Source organism: Vibrio sp. 1402 (assembly GCF_033340275.1).
Window position 1 is genome coordinate 199627 of sequence record NZ_JAWOWE010000002.1, and the last position, 15544, is coordinate 215170.

The 15544-nt window shown below is 43.8% G+C and carries 19 protein-coding genes; 9 read left to right on the forward strand and 10 right to left on the reverse strand.

The window, feature by feature from the left end:
- The first annotated feature begins 8 nt into the window (after positions 1–8).
- From hisA to hisIE, 3 genes are read left to right on the forward strand one after another with little or no spacing between them, the layout of a single operon-like run.
- Positions 9–746, forward strand: coding sequence for a 1-(5-phosphoribosyl)-5-[(5-phosphoribosylamino)methylideneamino]imidazole-4-carboxamide isomerase (hisA, locus tag R7044_RS04365; RefSeq protein ID WP_033905092.1), 738 nt, complete (start codon positions 9–11; stop codon positions 744–746).
- Positions 728–1501, forward strand: coding sequence for an imidazole glycerol phosphate synthase subunit HisF (gene hisF / locus R7044_RS04370; protein ID WP_017821717.1), 774 nt, complete (start codon positions 728–730; stop codon positions 1499–1501). Before hisA ends, hisF begins: the two co-directional genes overlap by 19 nt.
- Positions 1498–2133: a bifunctional phosphoribosyl-AMP cyclohydrolase/phosphoribosyl-ATP diphosphatase HisIE gene (hisIE, locus tag R7044_RS04375; protein ID WP_017821718.1), complete on the forward strand. Its 636-nt coding sequence runs from the start codon at positions 1498–1500 to the stop codon at positions 2131–2133. Before hisF ends, hisIE begins: the two co-directional genes overlap by 4 nt.
- A 280-nt stretch (positions 2134–2413) precedes the next feature.
- On the opposite strand, the gene R7044_RS04380 is transcribed toward hisIE, so the two are convergent.
- From R7044_RS04380 to R7044_RS04395, 4 genes are all read right to left on the reverse strand, one after another.
- Entirely contained in the window at positions 2414–2929 is a 516-nt protein-coding gene (locus R7044_RS04380) for a YchJ family protein (protein ID WP_053303208.1), read from the reverse strand.
- 80 nt (positions 2930–3009) lie between these two features.
- Complete coding sequence (locus tag R7044_RS04385) at positions 3010–4224, reverse strand: EAL and HDOD domain-containing protein (protein WP_005378158.1); 1215 nt, start codon at positions 4222–4224, stop codon at positions 3010–3012.
- A 98-nt stretch (positions 4225–4322) separates the two neighbouring features.
- Positions 4323–5060, reverse strand: a complete 738-nt coding sequence (lpxH, locus tag R7044_RS04390) for a UDP-2,3-diacylglucosamine diphosphatase (RefSeq protein WP_005389817.1) — start codon at positions 5058–5060, stop codon at positions 4323–4325.
- Between the two features lie 60 nt (positions 5061–5120).
- Positions 5121–5615, reverse strand: coding sequence for a peptidylprolyl isomerase (locus R7044_RS04395; protein WP_005378156.1), 495 nt, complete (start codon positions 5613–5615; stop codon positions 5121–5123).
- A 202-nt stretch (positions 5616–5817) separates the two neighbouring features.
- Between R7044_RS04395 and cysS the strand changes: the two genes are divergently transcribed.
- Both cysS and R7044_RS04405 read left to right on the forward strand, forming a co-directional pair.
- The gene (gene cysS, locus R7044_RS04400) at positions 5818–7200 is read left to right on the forward strand and encodes a cysteine--tRNA ligase (RefSeq protein ID WP_005378155.1); all 1383 of its coding nucleotides are present in this window, start codon (positions 5818–5820) and stop codon (positions 7198–7200) included.
- Positions 7201–7287: 87 nt separating this feature from the next.
- On the forward strand, positions 7288–7866 hold the full coding sequence (locus R7044_RS04405) for a thymidine kinase (protein ID WP_005378154.1): 579 nt from the start codon (positions 7288–7290) through the stop codon (positions 7864–7866).
- A 60-nt stretch (positions 7867–7926) separates the two neighbouring features.
- Here R7044_RS04405 and R7044_RS04410 read toward each other — a convergent pair whose 3' ends face one another.
- Genes R7044_RS04410 through R7044_RS04420 form a run of 3 tightly spaced genes read right to left on the reverse strand, consistent with a single transcriptional unit; the run spans position 7927 to position 10286 of the window.
- On the reverse strand, positions 7927–8565 hold the full coding sequence (locus R7044_RS04410) for a YdcF family protein (RefSeq protein ID WP_031778990.1): 639 nt from the start codon (positions 8563–8565) through the stop codon (positions 7927–7929).
- A complete protein-coding gene (locus R7044_RS04415; protein ID WP_017634682.1) occupies positions 8562–9389 on the reverse strand; it encodes an NAD-dependent epimerase/dehydratase family protein in 828 nt (275 codons plus the stop codon). Before R7044_RS04415 ends, R7044_RS04410 begins: the two co-directional genes overlap by 4 nt.
- Before the next feature lie 18 nt (positions 9390–9407).
- On the reverse strand, positions 9408–10286 hold the full coding sequence (locus R7044_RS04420; RefSeq protein WP_005378151.1) for a LysR family transcriptional regulator: 879 nt from the start codon (positions 10284–10286) through the stop codon (positions 9408–9410).
- A gap of 89 nt (positions 10287–10375) precedes the next feature.
- On the opposite strand from R7044_RS04420, the gene R7044_RS04425 reads away from it, so the two are divergent.
- On the forward strand, positions 10376–10822 hold the full coding sequence (locus R7044_RS04425) for a PACE efflux transporter (RefSeq protein ID WP_005378150.1): 447 nt from the start codon (positions 10376–10378) through the stop codon (positions 10820–10822).
- Between the two features lie 43 nt (positions 10823–10865).
- Here the strand turns inward: R7044_RS04425 and R7044_RS04430 are convergent, their stop codons facing one another.
- Positions 10866–11099 (reverse strand): TIGR02647 family protein, encoded by a 234-nt coding sequence (locus R7044_RS04430; RefSeq protein ID WP_005387662.1) that lies wholly within the window; start codon positions 11097–11099, stop codon positions 10866–10868.
- Between the two features lie 299 nt (positions 11100–11398).
- Between R7044_RS04430 and focA the strand changes: the two genes are divergently transcribed.
- Positions 11399–12259: a formate transporter FocA gene (gene focA / locus R7044_RS04435; protein ID WP_005378146.1), complete on the forward strand. Its 861-nt coding sequence runs from the start codon at positions 11399–11401 to the stop codon at positions 12257–12259.
- Positions 12260–12344: 85 nt separating this feature from the next.
- Here focA and R7044_RS04440 read toward each other — a convergent pair whose 3' ends face one another.
- Positions 12345–12470, reverse strand: coding sequence for a hypothetical protein (locus R7044_RS04440; RefSeq protein WP_254903806.1), 126 nt, complete (start codon positions 12468–12470; stop codon positions 12345–12347).
- 366 nt (positions 12471–12836) lie between these two features.
- Positions 12837–13649: an ABC transporter permease gene (locus tag R7044_RS04445; RefSeq protein ID WP_033905097.1), complete on the reverse strand. Its 813-nt coding sequence runs from the start codon at positions 13647–13649 to the stop codon at positions 12837–12839.
- 462 nt (positions 13650–14111) lie between these two features.
- Between R7044_RS04445 and torE the strand changes: the two genes are divergently transcribed.
- Together torE and torC are read left to right on the forward strand one after the other, a co-directional pair.
- On the forward strand, positions 14112–14291 hold the full coding sequence (gene torE, locus R7044_RS04450; RefSeq protein ID WP_005378141.1) for a trimethylamine N-oxide reductase system protein TorE: 180 nt from the start codon (positions 14112–14114) through the stop codon (positions 14289–14291).
- Between the two features lie 50 nt (positions 14292–14341).
- Positions 14342–15526, forward strand: coding sequence for a pentaheme c-type cytochrome TorC (gene torC, locus R7044_RS04455; protein ID WP_005378139.1), 1185 nt, complete (start codon positions 14342–14344; stop codon positions 15524–15526).
- Positions 15527–15544: the final 18 nt, after the last annotated feature.

A 15544-nucleotide genomic window follows, 5' to 3' on the forward strand; every position in this document is an offset into this window, starting at 1 on the left:
GATTTAGTGTGATTATTCCAGCTCTTGATTTAATTGAAGGACAGGTGGTTCGCCTTTATCAAGGTGATTACGGCCAAGTAACCGAGTACAAAGTCGACCCAGCAGAGCAGTTCAACTTGTACCACCAAGCGGGTGCTAACTGGCTGCACTTGGTGGATTTAACTGGCGCGAAAGACACGACAGCACGCCAGCTTGATTTGATTGCAAAGCTACTAGCAAGCACGCCAGCGAACATCCAAATCGGTGGCGGCGTACGTACAGAGCAAGACGTGATTGACCTGCTAGAAGCTGGTGCTCAGCGTGTTGTTGTTGGTTCTACAGCAGTAAAACAGCCAGAGCTTGTGAAATGTTGGATGGAAAAATACGGCGCAGAGAAAATCGTTCTCGCGCTAGACATCAACATCGATCAAGACGGCACGCGTAAAGTGGCGATCTCTGGTTGGCAAGAAGACTCAGGCGTGACTATCGAAGCTCTGATCAACGATTACCTAACGGTAGGTTTGCAGCACGTGCTTTGTACGGACATTTCTCGTGACGGTACGCTAGAAGGCTCAAATGTAGAGCTTTACGTTGACCTATGTAAACAGTACCCACAAGTGCAGTTTCAATCTTCAGGTGGCATTGGCTCATTAGCAGATATCGAAGCGCTAAAAGGCAGCGGTGTGGCTGGCGTGATTGTTGGTCGTGCGCTGTTAGATGGTAAGTTCACAGCAGAGGAGGCGTTTGCATGTTGGCAAAGCGAATAATTCCATGTCTTGATGTCCGTGATGGACAAGTGGTGAAGGGCGTTCAGTTCCGCAATCACGAGATCATTGGCGACATCGTTCCTCTGGCACAGCGTTATGCGGAAGAAGGCGCTGACGAGCTCGTGTTCTACGATATTACCGCTTCAAGTGATGGGCGTGTCGTCGATAAAAGTTGGGTCGCTCGCGTTGCAGAAGTTATTGATATTCCTTTCTGTGTGGCTGGTGGTATTAAATCAGCGGAAGACGCAGCGCGCATTCTTGAGTTTGGTGCAGACAAAGTGTCTATCAACTCACCTGCATTAGCGAACCCACAGCTGATTACTGACCTTGCTGATAAGTTTGGTGTGCAATGTATCGTCGTTGGTATCGATTCATACTACGACAAAGAGACGGGCAAGTATCAGGTTTACCAGTTTACTGGTGATGAAGAACGAACCAAAGCAACGCAATGGGAAACACGTGATTGGGTGCAAGAAGTACAAAGGCGTGGCGCTGGTGAAATCGTACTGAACATGATGAACCAAGACGGCGTACGTAACGGTTACGATATTGAACAACTTAACATGGTGCGTGAAGTGTGTAACGTGCCATTGATTGCATCGGGTGGGGCAGGTGCTATGGAGCATTTCGCAGAAGCCTACCAAAAAGCAAATGTGGATGGCGCGCTTGCCGCATCGGTATTCCACAAACAAGTCATCAATATTGGTGAACTAAAGCAGTATTTGAAACAACAAGGCATTGAGGTACGACTATGAGTGTGAAAGCCGCCGAAGTAAGTTCGCTAGTTGAGCGAATCAACTGGGAAAAGGTGGATGGTCTGGTACCTGCTATCGTACAAGATTTCCAATCAAGCCAAGTGCTGATGATGGGTTATATGAACCAAGATGCGTTGGCAAAAACGGGCGAAACAGGTCAAGTGACGTTTTTCTCTCGTACCAAGCAGCGTCTTTGGACGAAAGGTGAGACCTCCGGCAACGTATTGCAACTAGTGAACATGCAGCTCGATTGCGACAACGATACGCTACTGGTGAAAGTGAATCCCATTGGTCCTACGTGTCACTTGGGTAACACAACTTGCTGGGATGTGGACCCTCAAGAGGAGTCACAAATGGTGTGGCTTCATCAACTTGAGCAGCTATTGGCTGCCCGCAAGAGTGCCGACCCAGATTCCTCTTATACTGCCAGTCTTTATGCCCGTGGCACCAAGCGTATTTCGCAAAAAGTGGGCGAAGAAGGCGTTGAAGTCGCGCTTGCGGCGACGTCGGGCGATAAGGCGGAGTTAGTGTGTGAATCAGCAGACTTGATTTACCACTTGCTGGTATTGCTTCAGGACCAAGGTCTATCGATGAATGACGTGGTGAATAAACTGAAAGAGCGTCATAAATAAGCCTGCTATAGATAAATGAAAGCCCCTATGACTCGGGAGTCTAGGGGCTTTTTTAATTTAGTGTTCTTGGTTCGGGGTAAACCTCGGCGACAGTGCGAGTGGCGATTGGATTCTGAATCACGCTCGTCCCTCGCTGTTCAGAATGACGGTATATTTTCTAATGGTGCTTGCAGTAGAGTTATCTACTTCAAATAGGTACATATATTCACATCATTTCGACAAGCCTAAGCGATGTCAAGAATCCAATTAAATCGAGTTTAATAAGCTAGGTATGGATGCTTTACCCACAACACTTTTTAAACTTTTTACCGCTTCCACAGATACACGGGTCGTTGCGACCTACTTTTAGGCTACTCACTGGTTGGTTTAGGCGAGGATCTTGTTCTGGTTCTTCTTCTAGCTCTTCTTCTGGAAACGTGCCGTCAATGTAGTACCAAAGCCCATTTTCTTTTACAAAGCGGGAACGCTCTGTCATACAGTAGCGTTTGCCGTCTTCATCAAAATAAGCGCTAAACTCTACAAAGCCTTCATTGTCATTACTGCCAGCTTCTGTTTTTACAACTTCAAGTTTGCACCAATCGCTGTCGATAGATTGGGCAATGCCTTCACGTTGCTCTTCTGCATTACAGATTGGATGATAAGTGTTGACCACGTAATCGACTAGACCTAACACATGCGCACTGTAACGAGAGCGCATTAACTGCTCTGGAGTGGTGACGTCAGCATGGTTGTTGTGGGCGATTTCACAACACTGTGAGTAGGTGCGGTTAGATCCGCAAGGGCAAGAAGAAGCCATAAAATGAAATCTCGATTAATTAAGCGGTAAAAACAAACAACCTCACAATTGCGAGGCTGGAGGTGAGGCATTATAGCGATTTAGGGCGTTTGAGACAGCAGTTCTTGAGCCCACTCGGTAGATTGATTAAAAGCGTCTGCTAATTGAGGTTCGGTTAATTTAAGAACGGTGCAATATCGCTCGGCTAACTCCCAGTCCGCTTGTTCATAGGCGATCGTCATCGAAAGTAAGTGACCAAGTACGCCTTTTCGACTGGTTAATGCGAGTTTTATATCTTCGTCAACGGGGATATCTTCAATGACATCCGAGAGCGGTTGATCGAGCAAAGATCCGAGTAAAGAAAACATGCCTGTCAAAAAAGCCTGCCCAGGGTCATACCTAGTGTTCATTTGACTAAGTAACAGTTCACACATTCGTGCACGCTGAATCGCTAAAGAGTAAAGAGAGTCAGGTTTATCTTCTTGAACAGACGCAATTGCAACTAAGGAAATAAAGCGTCGTAGTCGCTCTTCACCCAGATAAATAAGCGCCTGTCTGAACGATTTGATCTTAGTCGTTAATGTATATCCTGAATTTACGTAAGTAAGCAGCTTGTATGACAGCGTCACATCAATCGAAAACAGACGTTCAACCTCATTGAAGTCGATGGGCTTATCTGCAATCTCTTTACAAAGTTGGATGACGGTAAGAAACGCGGGGTTCAACCGTTTTTTCTGGATCATCTCAGGTTTGCTAAAAAAATACCCTTGAAAATAGTTAAAACCGGCTTCTAGGGCTTGCTCAAACTCTTCATAGGTCTCTACCTTCTCCGCAAGAAAGTCGATTTTAAATGGGCTCAACGCCTGAATAAAAATGGCAGCTTTCTTGATCGGCACAAGTCTAATATCAAACTTGATCATGGAAACGTATGGAAGAAAACGCTTCCAAGCTTTCGTCGGAACAAAATCATCCAGAGCAATTTTGTATCCGCACTCATGAAGGTGCTTGATGGCTTCTAACAGTTCTTCTGTCGGTTCGCAGTCTTCAAGGACTTCAATGACGAGAGATTCTTTAGGGAACAGAGTTGGGACCAAGTTCACCAAGCTTTGATGCGGAAAGTTAACAAAGCCAAGTTTGTTTCCTAATGTGTTGTAATGCGTCGACAAAAAATGATCGGATAGCAGTCGACTAGTAGCCAGCTCTGGTTCTACTTCAGGGAAGGTATTTTTAGGGCCGTCTCGAAAGAGGAGTTCGTAACCTATGGTTCGTTTTTCTCTATCCAGAATCGGTTGGCGAGCTACGTAAGAATACTTCAATTAGGTACTTCGTTCTGTTTAACTTAGTATTATGATAATAGCGATTTTTTACAAAATATCTACGACTTGAGCGTGAATCTTCTACACGCTCTACATGCTTAACGCAAATTCTGTATGAACGGTCTCGTTTGTAGGTCAAAACTATCAGAATTTACTTTTAAAACTGAGCCTTGCGTATACCAATCCCCTAAAACAATTCGGGTCTTTTTAACGCCATCGACGTCAAAAAAATGTGTGTTCGGGCGATGTGTGTGACCATGAATCATTAAGTTGACGCAGTTCTGAGACATCACTTTCTCGACCTCATTTTGGTTGACGTCCATGATATCTAATGACTTGCTCATTTTATCATCACGAATATCGGATTGAACTTTTGAGACAATTTTCTTCTTAATGAACCAAGGAATACGGTTAAACAACCATTGTAGCCATGGTTTGTGAACGGTTTTTCTAAACTCTTGATATTTCACATCGTCAATACAGAGCGTATCGCCATGTAGGATTACGGCTTTTTGACCATAAAGATCAATCGTGCAGACATCGTCGAGTAATGTCATACCGGTTTCTTTGCAAAAGCGTTTGCCGAGTAAAAAATCTCGATTGCCTTGGATGAAAAAAGTTGGCACACCCGCATCCGTCAGTGCTTTAAATTCTGCACGGATTTGGTCTGCAAAAGGGGTGTTGTCATCGTCACCAATCCAGAATTCAAACAGATCGCCGAGTACATAAAGTGCATCAGCTTTTGTTGCTTCTGTTCGCATGAACGTCACAAAACATTCCGTGATATCAGGACGTGATGGGGTAAGGTGAAGATCGGAAATAAATAATGTCGTCATAGAAATAAGGGGAAGCTATGCCTCCCCATTAACTTATCTTTTAAAAATAATTCCTAAGAATTACTCTTCAATTGTTGTACCAGTGATTACTACGTCTTCTAGAGGTACGTCTTGGTGCATGCCGTAAGAACCAGTGCTAACGCCTTTGATCTTATTTACGATGTCCATGCCTTCGATTACTTCACCGAACACACAGTAACCCCAACCGTCTAGGCTTTCGCTACGGAAGTCTAGGAATGTGTTGTTGTTTACGTTGATGAAGAACTGAGAGCTTGCTGAATGCGGCTCCATAGTACGTGCCATAGCAAGTGTACCCACTTTGTTGCTAAGACCGTTGTTTGCTTCGTTCTTGATAGGTGCACGAGTCGCTTTTTCACGTAGACCAGACTCCATACCACCACCTTGGATCATGAAGCCGTCAATAACACGGTGGAAAAGCGTGTTGTCGTAGAAACCGTCGCGGCAGTACTGAAGGAAGTTTGCGCTTGTCTCTGGCGCTTTCTCTTCGTTTAGTTGAATCTTGATGTCACCAAAATTAGTGTGAAGGGTGATCATGCTACTTTCCTTTACTGTGTTGTGTTGAGCCCGAGATTCTAGCCTAAGTTCTAGTGCTTTAAAAACTCAGGAAGAGGAAATTCTTCGTTTTGTGCTTGAAGTTTAGTCGATTATCGTTTTATCGGTTAATTGCTATTACCTAACTAGGTTGGAGTTGATATACTCATCTTCTTTTATTCATTCACAATCATAGATAGAGATCATGTTAAAGATATATAACACACTCACAAGACAGAAAGAGGAATTCAAACCAATTACAGCTGGCAAAGTCGGTATGTATGTCTGTGGAGTTACCATCTACGATCTCTGTCACATTGGTCACGGTCGTACTTTCGTCTCTTTTGACGTTGTATCACGTTACCTTCGCTACTTGGGCTATGATCTGACGTTTGTACGTAACATCACAGATATCGACGATAAGATCATCAAACGTGCCGCAGAAAATGGTGAGTCTTGCGATTCATTGACTGAGCGTTTGATTGGTGAAATGCACGCTGATTTTGATGCGCTGAACATGAAACGTCCGGACGTTGAACCTCGTGCGACACAGTTTATTGCTGAAATCATCGAATTGGTTGAGAAGCTAATCGAGCGCGGTTTTGCATACGTTGCAGATAACGGTGACGTAATGTTTGAAGTAGGTAAATTCAACGAATACGGCAAGCTTTCTAAGCAAGACCTTGATCAGCTTCAAGCTGGCGCGCGCGTTGATATCGAAACAGCAAAACGCAGCCCTCTAGACTTTGTACTTTGGAAGATGTCAAAGCCGGGTGAACCAACGTGGGAGTCACCATGGGGTCCAGGTCGTCCAGGTTGGCATATTGAGTGTTCAGCAATGAACTCTTCAATCCTAGGTAACCACTTCGACATTCACGGCGGTGGTTCTGACCTTCAGTTCCCACACCATGAAAATGAAATCGCACAATCATGCTGTGCACACGATACACAATACGTGAACACATGGATGCACAGCGGCATGGTAATGGTAGACCGTGAGAAGATGTCTAAATCTCTAGGTAACTTCTTTACTATCCGTGACGTTCTTGGTCACTACGATGCTGAAACAGTGCGTTACTTCCTAATGTCTGGTCACTACCGTAGCCAGTTAAACTACAGCGAAGATAACCTAAACCAAGCACGTGCTTCGCTTGAGCGCCTGTACACATCTCTACGTGGTTTAGACCTAAACGCGGCGCCTGCTGGTGGTGAAGAATACGTATCTCGCTTCACTGCAGCGATGAACGATGACTTCAACACACCAGAAGCTTACTCAGTACTGTTCGACATGGCGCGAGAAGTTAACCGCCTGAAGACAGAAAACCTAGAGAAAGCGAGCGAACTCGGTGCGCTAATGCGTGAACTAGCTGACGTGATCGGTATTCTTCACCAAGATCCTGAAGCCTTCCTAAAAGGTGATGCGGGTAACGATGATGAAGTGGCTGAAATCGAAGCTCTGATCAAGCTGCGTAACGACTCTCGTGCTGCGAAAGATTGGGCGAATGCAGATATGGCTCGTGACAAGCTGACCGAAATGGGCATTGTTCTGGAAGATGGTCCAGAAGGCACAACGTGGCGTCGTAAGTAATTGAATTTTCATTTTTAAGGGGCTGATAATTCAGCCCTTTTATTTTCCATTTCCATAAATTAAAACTTTAACTTTAGGTAATGCTCTGTGGCTCAGATGTATTTCTATTACTCAGCAATGAATGCGGGTAAATCAACAACGCTTCTTCAATCCTCTTTCAACTATCAAGAACGCGGCATGACGCCAGTTATTTTTACGGCTGCGCTAGATGATCGTTTTGGTGTCGGTAAAGTGAGCTCTCGTATTGGTCTTCAATCTGACGCACATTTATTTCGTCAGGATACCAATTTGTATCAGGAGATCGCAGCTCTGAATGAGGTTGAAAAACGTCACTGTATTCTTGTTGATGAGTGTCAGTTCTTGTCGAAAGAACAAGTTTATCAACTTACTGAAGTCGTTGATAAGTTGCATATTCCAGTATTGTGTTACGGCCTTCGCACCGATTTTCTAGGCGAACTTTTTGAAGGCAGTAAGTATCTATTATCTTGGGCGGACAAGCTGGTTGAGCTCAAAACAATCTGCCATTGCGGCCGCAAAGCGAATATGGTTATTCGTACCGATGAACACGGCGTGGCAATTAAAGAAGGCGATCAAGTTGCGATCGGCGGTAACGATAAGTATGTCTCCGTATGCCGCCAACATTACAAAGAAGCGCTCGGTAAATAAGCCGTATTGATACAGAAAAGCCACCGTACTTGGTGGCTTTTTGTTGTCGGTTAGAAAAAGCTAGCCTAAGTCAAAACCAAACCGCTCGAGTAAAACCTGGTAAGAAGATTCAACTTGATGAGGGATGTTCTGCTTGGTTTGAAATCCTTTCTCTGGATAGCTTTTTACGCGAGAGAAATCTTCCATTAGTGCTTCTAGCACCATCATTAATGGCATGTCTTCATTAATGTATTCAAAAAATGGAAGAGCCGCAGAGCTTACTTGGAGCTGAGTGTAGGGTGACTGCCACTGTTTTTCAAATGTCGCGATTGCTCTACGCTCCATAAACGGTTTTTGTACCAGAATAAACGAGGAACATTGTTTTCCTTCCTCTTTTAATCGTTGCTCAGTAAAGCGGACGTTTTCTCCGCTGTTTGTGGATTTAGTCTCGAGCAAAATTGCTTCGCTTGGAACGCCCGACAACTTTGCAATCTCGGCAAAGGTTTCTGCCTCGCTTTTTTCAAACAGTCCATCTGTGAAGCGACCTTCACCCCCTGAAAATACAATCAAAGGTGCCAACTTTTGGTGGTAGAGCTTGGCAGCGTGCTCCGCTACACGCAAATCATTACTGCACATCACAAACAAACAGTCCGCAGGCTTCAGTTCATGTTTAAGTTGCATGTAATCCCAAAGCGTTTCTATATGTCTATAGAGTCTCATAGCGCATCCAAAGTTGAATTGAAGTGAAATCGATAACCAAGTGAGAGTAGTTTGTCAGCAAGAATACGCTTGTCAGCTTGCTCTGTGACGGGTGGAAGAGGTATCTCACTTCCGATTTTGTTTATGGCAGCTTGGTAGAACTCAGCCTTGCTGACAGTATGAGGTGTCGTAACATTAATGACTTGGTTGCTTAAATTGCCTAAGGCAAATTTCGCAGCCGAGACAGCATCATCTTGATGAAGCATATTAGCTGGTGCTTTACGACTAACTTGTTGAAGCCTTGCTGCAAAGCGAGATGGGTGTCTATCTGGCCCGATTAATCCGCTACAACGTAGAATAACAAAGCTAATATTCGAGTCGATAACATGCTGCTCTGCTTGAAGCATAATACGTGCATTGTCAGAGAAATAAGGGCTTTCGGCTGCTAAAGAGATTGACGCGTCAGCTTCTTCCATATCGGAAGCAAGGTTAGGGTAAACCGTTGTAGAGCTGATCATGAGAAGTTTTTCAACGTTGTTTTGCTTAGCTGCGTTGGCAAGTATTTGCCATTGCTGTGCATATTCTTGACCGCGTCCTTTACGAAATCCTGGAGGAAAAGCACCGATAACGTGCGTAATTTGATGCTGTTTGAGCAGCTCATCTAGCCGTGCTGTGGCGTTCAATTGATTGAAATCGAACAATGCGGAGTGAGTTAATGAGGTGGGTAACTCTTTTAATCGAGTTTGGCTACGACGAGTGACAACAACATAGTGTCCATCTTTCATCAATGTTTCTGCTAGCGGAGTTCCGAGCCAGCCTGCACCTACGATCAATGTATTTGCCATTTGGGTCTTCCTACTTACTTATGTCTGCCCGAATAGGTTGAGCAGTTCTGCTTTGGCTTGTTGATGGAGGGGATCTGAATGCCATTTCTGGTGCTGAATAAGGTCAACATTGACTTGCCAAGCCAGTTTTGTGAAATCATCCCCAACTTTTTTTAATGTATTAGGTGAATACGCGACTAAATGCTGTGGTAGAAAGCACCAACCAAACCCTTTATTCGCCAATTCCAACAAAATATAGTAGTTATCAGCGTACCAGATATCTGGGCTAAATGCTTGATTGAGACCACATGGCTCTGCACTTTTGGATCGTATGACCAATTGACGATGTTGTTTTAGTTGATCAATGTGAGTGATTTGCTGCTTTGCTAAAGGATGTGTTGAAGAGACATAGACATCAAATGCAATATTGCCAAGATTGGTGAAATCGATGTGCCTTGGCATTTGTAAATCACTCAAAATAATCCCAGTCGTGGCGCGTTCCGACTTAACCAATTCAATGATATCAGGGCTTGATGCCGTTAAGCATTCAACTTGTAAGTGTGGAAAGCGTTGCTCTAACTTCTTTAGCACATCCGGCAAGCGAGTCAGAGGAATCCCTTCATCAATAGCTAAGACTAATTTGTTCGTTGGCGTGGAAAAGAGCTGCGATGCCCTATTGTTTAGGCGGTCGAGTTGGCTGATTGTTGCTTGTGCATAGGGTACGAGAGCGAGGCCATTCTCAGTTAATTTAGGGTACCTGCCTGATCGATCGAAAAGCTCAACGCCACAGTCGATCTCCATATTCATGATGTGCTGGCTCACTACAGATTGAGCTCGCCCCAGTTTTCTAGCTGCTCCTGAAAATGATCCTGCTTCTGATGTAGCAATGAAAGCTTGCAGTTGTTCGATGGTAAACATATCGCTTAAACCGATGGTATCTAACTTTTGATTATCTAAATAATAGATAAAATTCTAAGCATTGAGTAGAACTATTTGGATAGAGAAATATGACTCGTAACGAACGAATTTTTCATGCAGTACTTTTTGAGTTAATCGCACTCGCGATTATTGTACCAGCGGCTTCATTGATCACTGGAAAGGGCTCTAGTGATCTCGCGTTAGTTGGGGTCGGGTTGAGTATGTATACCGTGATATGGAACTACATCTACAACTTGTACTTTGATAAGTGGTTTGGTGGCAATCGAGCTGAGCGAAGTTTAGCGATGCGGCTTGGACACACTGTTGGTTTCGAGGGAGGATTGATCTTTATCTCTCTACCTGTGATTGCCTGGTTCTTAGAAATTACGCTTCTTCAAGCTCTGATGCTGGAAGCCGGCTTCCTCGTTTTCTTCCTATTTTATGCTACTGGTTTTAACTGGTTGTATGACAAGGTTCAACCATTTAGCAAAATGAAAAAGCGATTATTGCCGCAGGCATCGACAGGAAAAATATAGGACTAAAAAACGCCACCGAGTTCGGTGGCGTTTTTTGTTCAAATTACACAGACAAAACTCTTAAAATCTTATCTGCATGTTCTGCAACTTCAATGCCTTCGTCTGTTAGATAACCACCGTCAGGCTGTGTACAAAGTTGCTTCTTATATAGACGAGCAACGGCTGCCTGCATTTCTTCTGACGCGTCTGTATGAACTTTAATACCAGTTGCAGCACTACTTAGGTCGAACTGAAGAAGTAGATTCAATTCGGCGATATGTTCAGCTGAATATTTCATAAATGATTCCTTTGCGCTTTTTTTACCAAGCTAGTCTGAAAAGTAGCGTTGGGCAACATTCAACGACAAGAAGTGTTAAGTATGGCGCTATCAGGCTGATATAACGCAGGATCTTTGTTCGAAAGGCCGAATACTTGTTAAGTATCAATGATACTTACGGTAGCGAATGATAGGCGCTATTTATTGCTTGAGCTCCCAATAACAACGATTTTAGTAAACACGCCAAATAGCACTTGAAAAAATAGGGAAATAGAGCGATTATCCGCGCCTCTTTAAATGTTTCTAAATGTTACACCAGAATGAACTTTAATCAGTTTGACTCACTATTACCGCCACAAGCTGCGGAACGCGCGGCTGAAGTGGGGGTAGGCAAAGCAACGAAAGCTCCAATCAAATCTTTTCTGCTCGCCATTTCTGCGGGGCTTCATATTGGTATTGCTTTCATCTTCTATACCACGGTAACGACAGGCGCAGGCGAGCTGCCTTGGGGCATTACACGACTCATTGGTGGTCTGGCATTTAGCCTTGGTTTGATTTTGGTGGTGGTTACTGGCGGCGAGCTTTTCACTAGCTCTGTGCTGACACTAGTTGCGCGTGCGAGTGGAAAAATCTCTTGGCAAGCACTTATCAAAAACTGGTTGGTGGTTTACTTTGGCAATATGGTTGGGGCCATTTTGCTCGTGGCCTGTATGCTAGTTACCAAGCAATATATGTTTGATCATGGCCAAGTTGGTCTTAACGCGATGGCGATCTCCCAACACAAATTACATCATGGTTTCTTTGCTGCTGTTGCGCTTGGCATTATGTGTAACGTATTAGTTTGTATTGCAGTTTGGATGACGTTTAGTGGGCGAACATTGACAGATAAAATAGCGGTCATGATTTTGCCTGTGGCTATGTTCGTGTCGGCAGGTTTTGAGCACTGTATTGCGAACATGTTCCAAGTACCTATGGCGATTGGTATTAAGTACTTTGCGCCAGAAGCGTTTTGGCAAATGACAGGGGCAGATATTGCAAACTACGCGGACTTAAACATGATGGGGTTCATCGTAAACAACCTAATTCCTGTTACGATAGGAAACATTATTGGTGGTGGCGTATTTGTTGGCATGTGGTATTGGATGATTTATCTACGCGATGAAGATAACCATTTGCGATAAGTTTAGAAGATCACAAGAAAGGCGAACCAGATGGTTCGCCTTTCTTTTTATTTGTCTCTGCAAATGTCAAATAAGTCGAGTCATGCTAAATCAACTCTTCGTTGATGCCAAAATCGGTTGGGAGCCAATGAGAAGTTACTTCCTTTGGTTCTTGAACGAGCCAATCCAGAGGTGCATCGGACAGGAGTTCATCGTAATTTTCTTTGATCATTAAGACATCCATGTACGTCTCTCCAAGTTTGTGGTCACTGCCTTTACTATAAAATTAGAACATGTCAGTCACGTGATCAATGCATGACGATTCGATTGATCACTTATGTTGCTATGTTTCTGGTTGCGTATGGGTTTTGGGGGCTTATCCACATTTTCTGTGGATAACCTGTATCAAAGGTCGTGCGTATCTAAACTTGCAAAGAAAATTTCATAAAATTAGAGGCTTATATCAAAAAGAATTCTGCCTGACTTTTCATCTGAAAGCGTCTTGATGAGTGCTCGAAGAATAGTTGAGTTATTCAGTTATAAGTACGTTCGACTTGGCACCATAAGTTGTTTAACGGGCTTTACCCACAAGCGCCAACTAACCGTGAGTTTTGGTCGATTCGGGTTGCTCGATTTTTATCTTGATTCGGCCTTCTTTGGTTTGTACCCAGCGCAATGTCATTTCTAACGTTATGGTTACGGAGGCACTCAACATGACGAAAATAGCCAGCATAATTACTAACTGGTATTTAATCGCAACCATCGGGCTCGCGCCACCTAGAATTTGACCGGTCATCATACCCGGTAAGGTAACCAGCCCTGTAGTGGCCATAGAAGCTAAAGTCGGGGCAAGGGACTTTCTAAGAGCCTCCTGAATGAAGGGGAAGGATGCGTAGCGAGGAGAGGCTCCAAGTGAGATTGCAGCCTCATATTCTGCTTGTCTCTGCTCAAAAGCCGTAAACAAGTTCTGAAGAGCGATGATATTACTACTCAAGCTGTTACCCAATAACATACCAGCAAGTGGGATCATGTACTGCGCATTGTAAATAGGGGATGGTTGCACTAGGCCTGCTGTAATTGCAATCAGAAGTGGTATTAGACCACAGGTAAGGCCCGTTAGTAGCGGAAGCATAAGTGGCTTTTTAGGTAACTGAGCTTTTCCCGCAATTGAGCTGGCACCAATCAGTAGCATGATGGCAAGCCAAAGTATATTGACAAGTAAACTGTTTAATTGAAAAAGATATTCTAAATACACGCCAATCAATATGAGCTGAAATGTCATTCGGATAACACTGATTATCGTGTCTTTTGCTATCCCTAATTTGTAGCGGGCATTGATAAAGAAGGGGACCAATAAAATCAAACCAAACAGTGCCAGTTTGACCCAGCTTATATCCACCACGTTATCCATAATCGCTCCTTGAAAATACGCGAATAATTGTATCTAAGCCTCCCCTTTATATGAACCACTATGTGCACTTTTTGCTGTTCTTAAAGTAAACCTTGAGTGCTATTTTAGACATTAATACGCAGCATTCTGTTTACAAGTGGTTATCTTTTTCGGAGTTTTTAAGTCGATTTATGGCATGGTAATTACGATTTAAATGTGATCGATGTTTCTTAAATGTTGTTTATTTAACAACTCCTTAAAAGACTTATTTTGTCACATCTGTTCATGTTTTTTAATAAATAACATCAATCCATCATATCTCTGGATGAGCTCAAAAAAGTGTTGAATTACAAGGTCTGAGGTCGCTTATTTGATTGAACCCTACTATTAGTATGGTCTAACATTTTCCATTAGAGATTGTAAAAAACTTAAGCTTGGTTACGCGGGCTTTTCAATAACACTAGATACAAAATAGGCAAATGTATGAGTGATGTTAATAAAATTGAGAGTGGTGAAAAACGCTCCCTGGAGTGGAAGTCGTTCCTCTTCATTGCAGTTGTTCTCTTCCCAATTCTGAGTGTGGCCTTTGTTGGCGGCTACGGGTTCATCGTTTGGATGTTGCAAGTCTTCTTCTTTGGACCTCCAGGCGCGCACGGCATGTAAGCCAGTGAGCTCATAACCACACTTTTGAAAAGATTTTAAGAGAGCAAATAATGAAATCATTAATCATTAAACTGTGGCGTACCATGACGCGCCCAGCTGTACATATCAGCCTAGGTGTGCTGACTATGGGCGGCTTTATTGCTGGTGTTATCTTTTGGGGTGGCTTTAACACCGCTCTAGAAGCAACCAACACAGAAGAATTCTGTATTAGTTGTCACACAATGCGTGACAACGTGTACGTTGAGCTACAAGAAACGGTGCACTGGAAAAACCACTCTGGTGTTCGTGCTACCTGTCCTGATTGTCACGTTCCACATAACTGGACAGATAAGATCGCTCGTAAGATGCAAGCTTCTAAAGAAGTATTTGCACAAGTATTTGGCAACTACGACGAACCGGGTGTGTTCGAAGAGCGTCGTATCGAACTTGCTAAACACGAATGGGATCGTTTCTCGGCAAACAAATCTCTGGAGTGTAAAAACTGTCACAACTACGAATCGATGGATTTCGAGCAAATGTCTCCTACGGCTCGTATCCAAATGAAGCAAGCCGCTGAGAAAGATCAAAGCTGTGTTGACTGTCACAAGGGTATTGCGCACAACCTACCAGCAGGCATGGACAGCATTGGCGGTATCGTGGGTGATCTAGAGGGTATGACTTCTAACACTGATTACGGCGTTGGTCAGCAACTCGTGAGCGTTCGTCACCTACCAATCTACTTTGATGCGCAAGGCAGTAAAGAAGCTGGTCTTCTTAATCCTGCATCGACCGTTAAAGTTCTTGAAGACAAAGGCGAGTTTGTTGAGATCGAAATTGACGGTTGGCGCAAAGCAAAAGGTTTTGGTCGTGTAATTCAAGAAGACTTCGGTAAGAACATTGCGACTGCGTCTCTGATGAAAGAAGCAGCAACAGACAGCAACATTGTGACGACTGGTGAGAAAAAAGTGGATGAGTTAACAGGCCTTCCTTGGGAAAAAGTAGCGGCGAAAGTATGGATTAAGAAAGAGTCTATGCTGAACGACATCAATCCTGTTTGGGAAAAATCTCGTGAAGCCTACAAGACCAATTGTTCTGTATGTCACACTCAACCTGCGGAAGCGCACTTCGACGCGAACACCTGGCCAGGTATGTTCGACGGTATGTTGGCGTTCGTTAACCTAGATACAGACAGTGAAGCACTGATCTTGAAGTATCTACAGAAACACTCTTCAGATTATGCTGAAGGTCACCACTAATAAGCGTCGGATTGGAGT

What these genes read in the sequence shown, in the direction of transcription:
- hisF (WP_017821717.1), top strand. Translation starts at nt 728, where the DNA reads ATGTTGGCAAAGCGAATAATTCCATGTCTTGATGTCCGTGATGGACAA.
- hisIE (WP_017821718.1), top strand. Translation starts at nt 1,498, where the DNA reads ATGAGTGTGAAAGCCGCCGAAGTAAGTTCGCTAGTTGAGCGAATCAAC.
- R7044_RS04380 (WP_053303208.1), bottom strand. Translation starts at nt 2,929, where the DNA reads ATGGCTTCTTCTTGCCCTTGCGGATCTAACCGCACCTACTCACAGTGT.
- lpxH (WP_005389817.1), bottom strand. Translation starts at nt 5,060, where the DNA reads ATGACGACATTATTTATTTCCGATCTTCACCTTACCCCATCACGTCCT.
- R7044_RS04395 (WP_005378156.1), bottom strand. Translation starts at nt 5,615, where the DNA reads ATGATCACCCTTCACACTAATTTTGGTGACATCAAGATTCAACTAAAC.
- cysS (WP_005378155.1), top strand. Translation starts at nt 5,818, where the DNA reads ATGTTAAAGATATATAACACACTCACAAGACAGAAAGAGGAATTCAAA.
- R7044_RS04410 (WP_031778990.1), bottom strand. Translation starts at nt 8,565, where the DNA reads ATGAGACTCTATAGACATATAGAAACGCTTTGGGATTACATGCAACTT.
- R7044_RS04415 (WP_017634682.1), bottom strand. Translation starts at nt 9,389, where the DNA reads ATGGCAAATACATTGATCGTAGGTGCAGGCTGGCTCGGAACTCCGCTA.
- R7044_RS04420 (WP_005378151.1), bottom strand. Translation starts at nt 10,286, where the DNA reads ATGTTTACCATCGAACAACTGCAAGCTTTCATTGCTACATCAGAAGCA.
- R7044_RS04425 (WP_005378150.1), top strand. Translation starts at nt 10,376, where the DNA reads ATGACTCGTAACGAACGAATTTTTCATGCAGTACTTTTTGAGTTAATC.
- R7044_RS04430 (WP_005387662.1), bottom strand. Translation starts at nt 11,099, where the DNA reads ATGAAATATTCAGCTGAACATATCGCCGAATTGAATCTACTTCTTCAG.
- focA (WP_005378146.1), top strand. Translation starts at nt 11,399, where the DNA reads ATGAACTTTAATCAGTTTGACTCACTATTACCGCCACAAGCTGCGGAA.
- R7044_RS04440 (WP_254903806.1), bottom strand. Translation starts at nt 12,470, where the DNA reads ATGATCAAAGAAAATTACGATGAACTCCTGTCCGATGCACCTCTGGAT.
- R7044_RS04445 (WP_033905097.1), bottom strand. Translation starts at nt 13,649, where the DNA reads ATGGATAACGTGGTGGATATAAGCTGGGTCAAACTGGCACTGTTTGGT.
- torE (WP_005378141.1), top strand. Translation starts at nt 14,112, where the DNA reads ATGAGTGATGTTAATAAAATTGAGAGTGGTGAAAAACGCTCCCTGGAG.
- torC (WP_005378139.1), top strand. Translation starts at nt 14,342, where the DNA reads ATGAAATCATTAATCATTAAACTGTGGCGTACCATGACGCGCCCAGCT.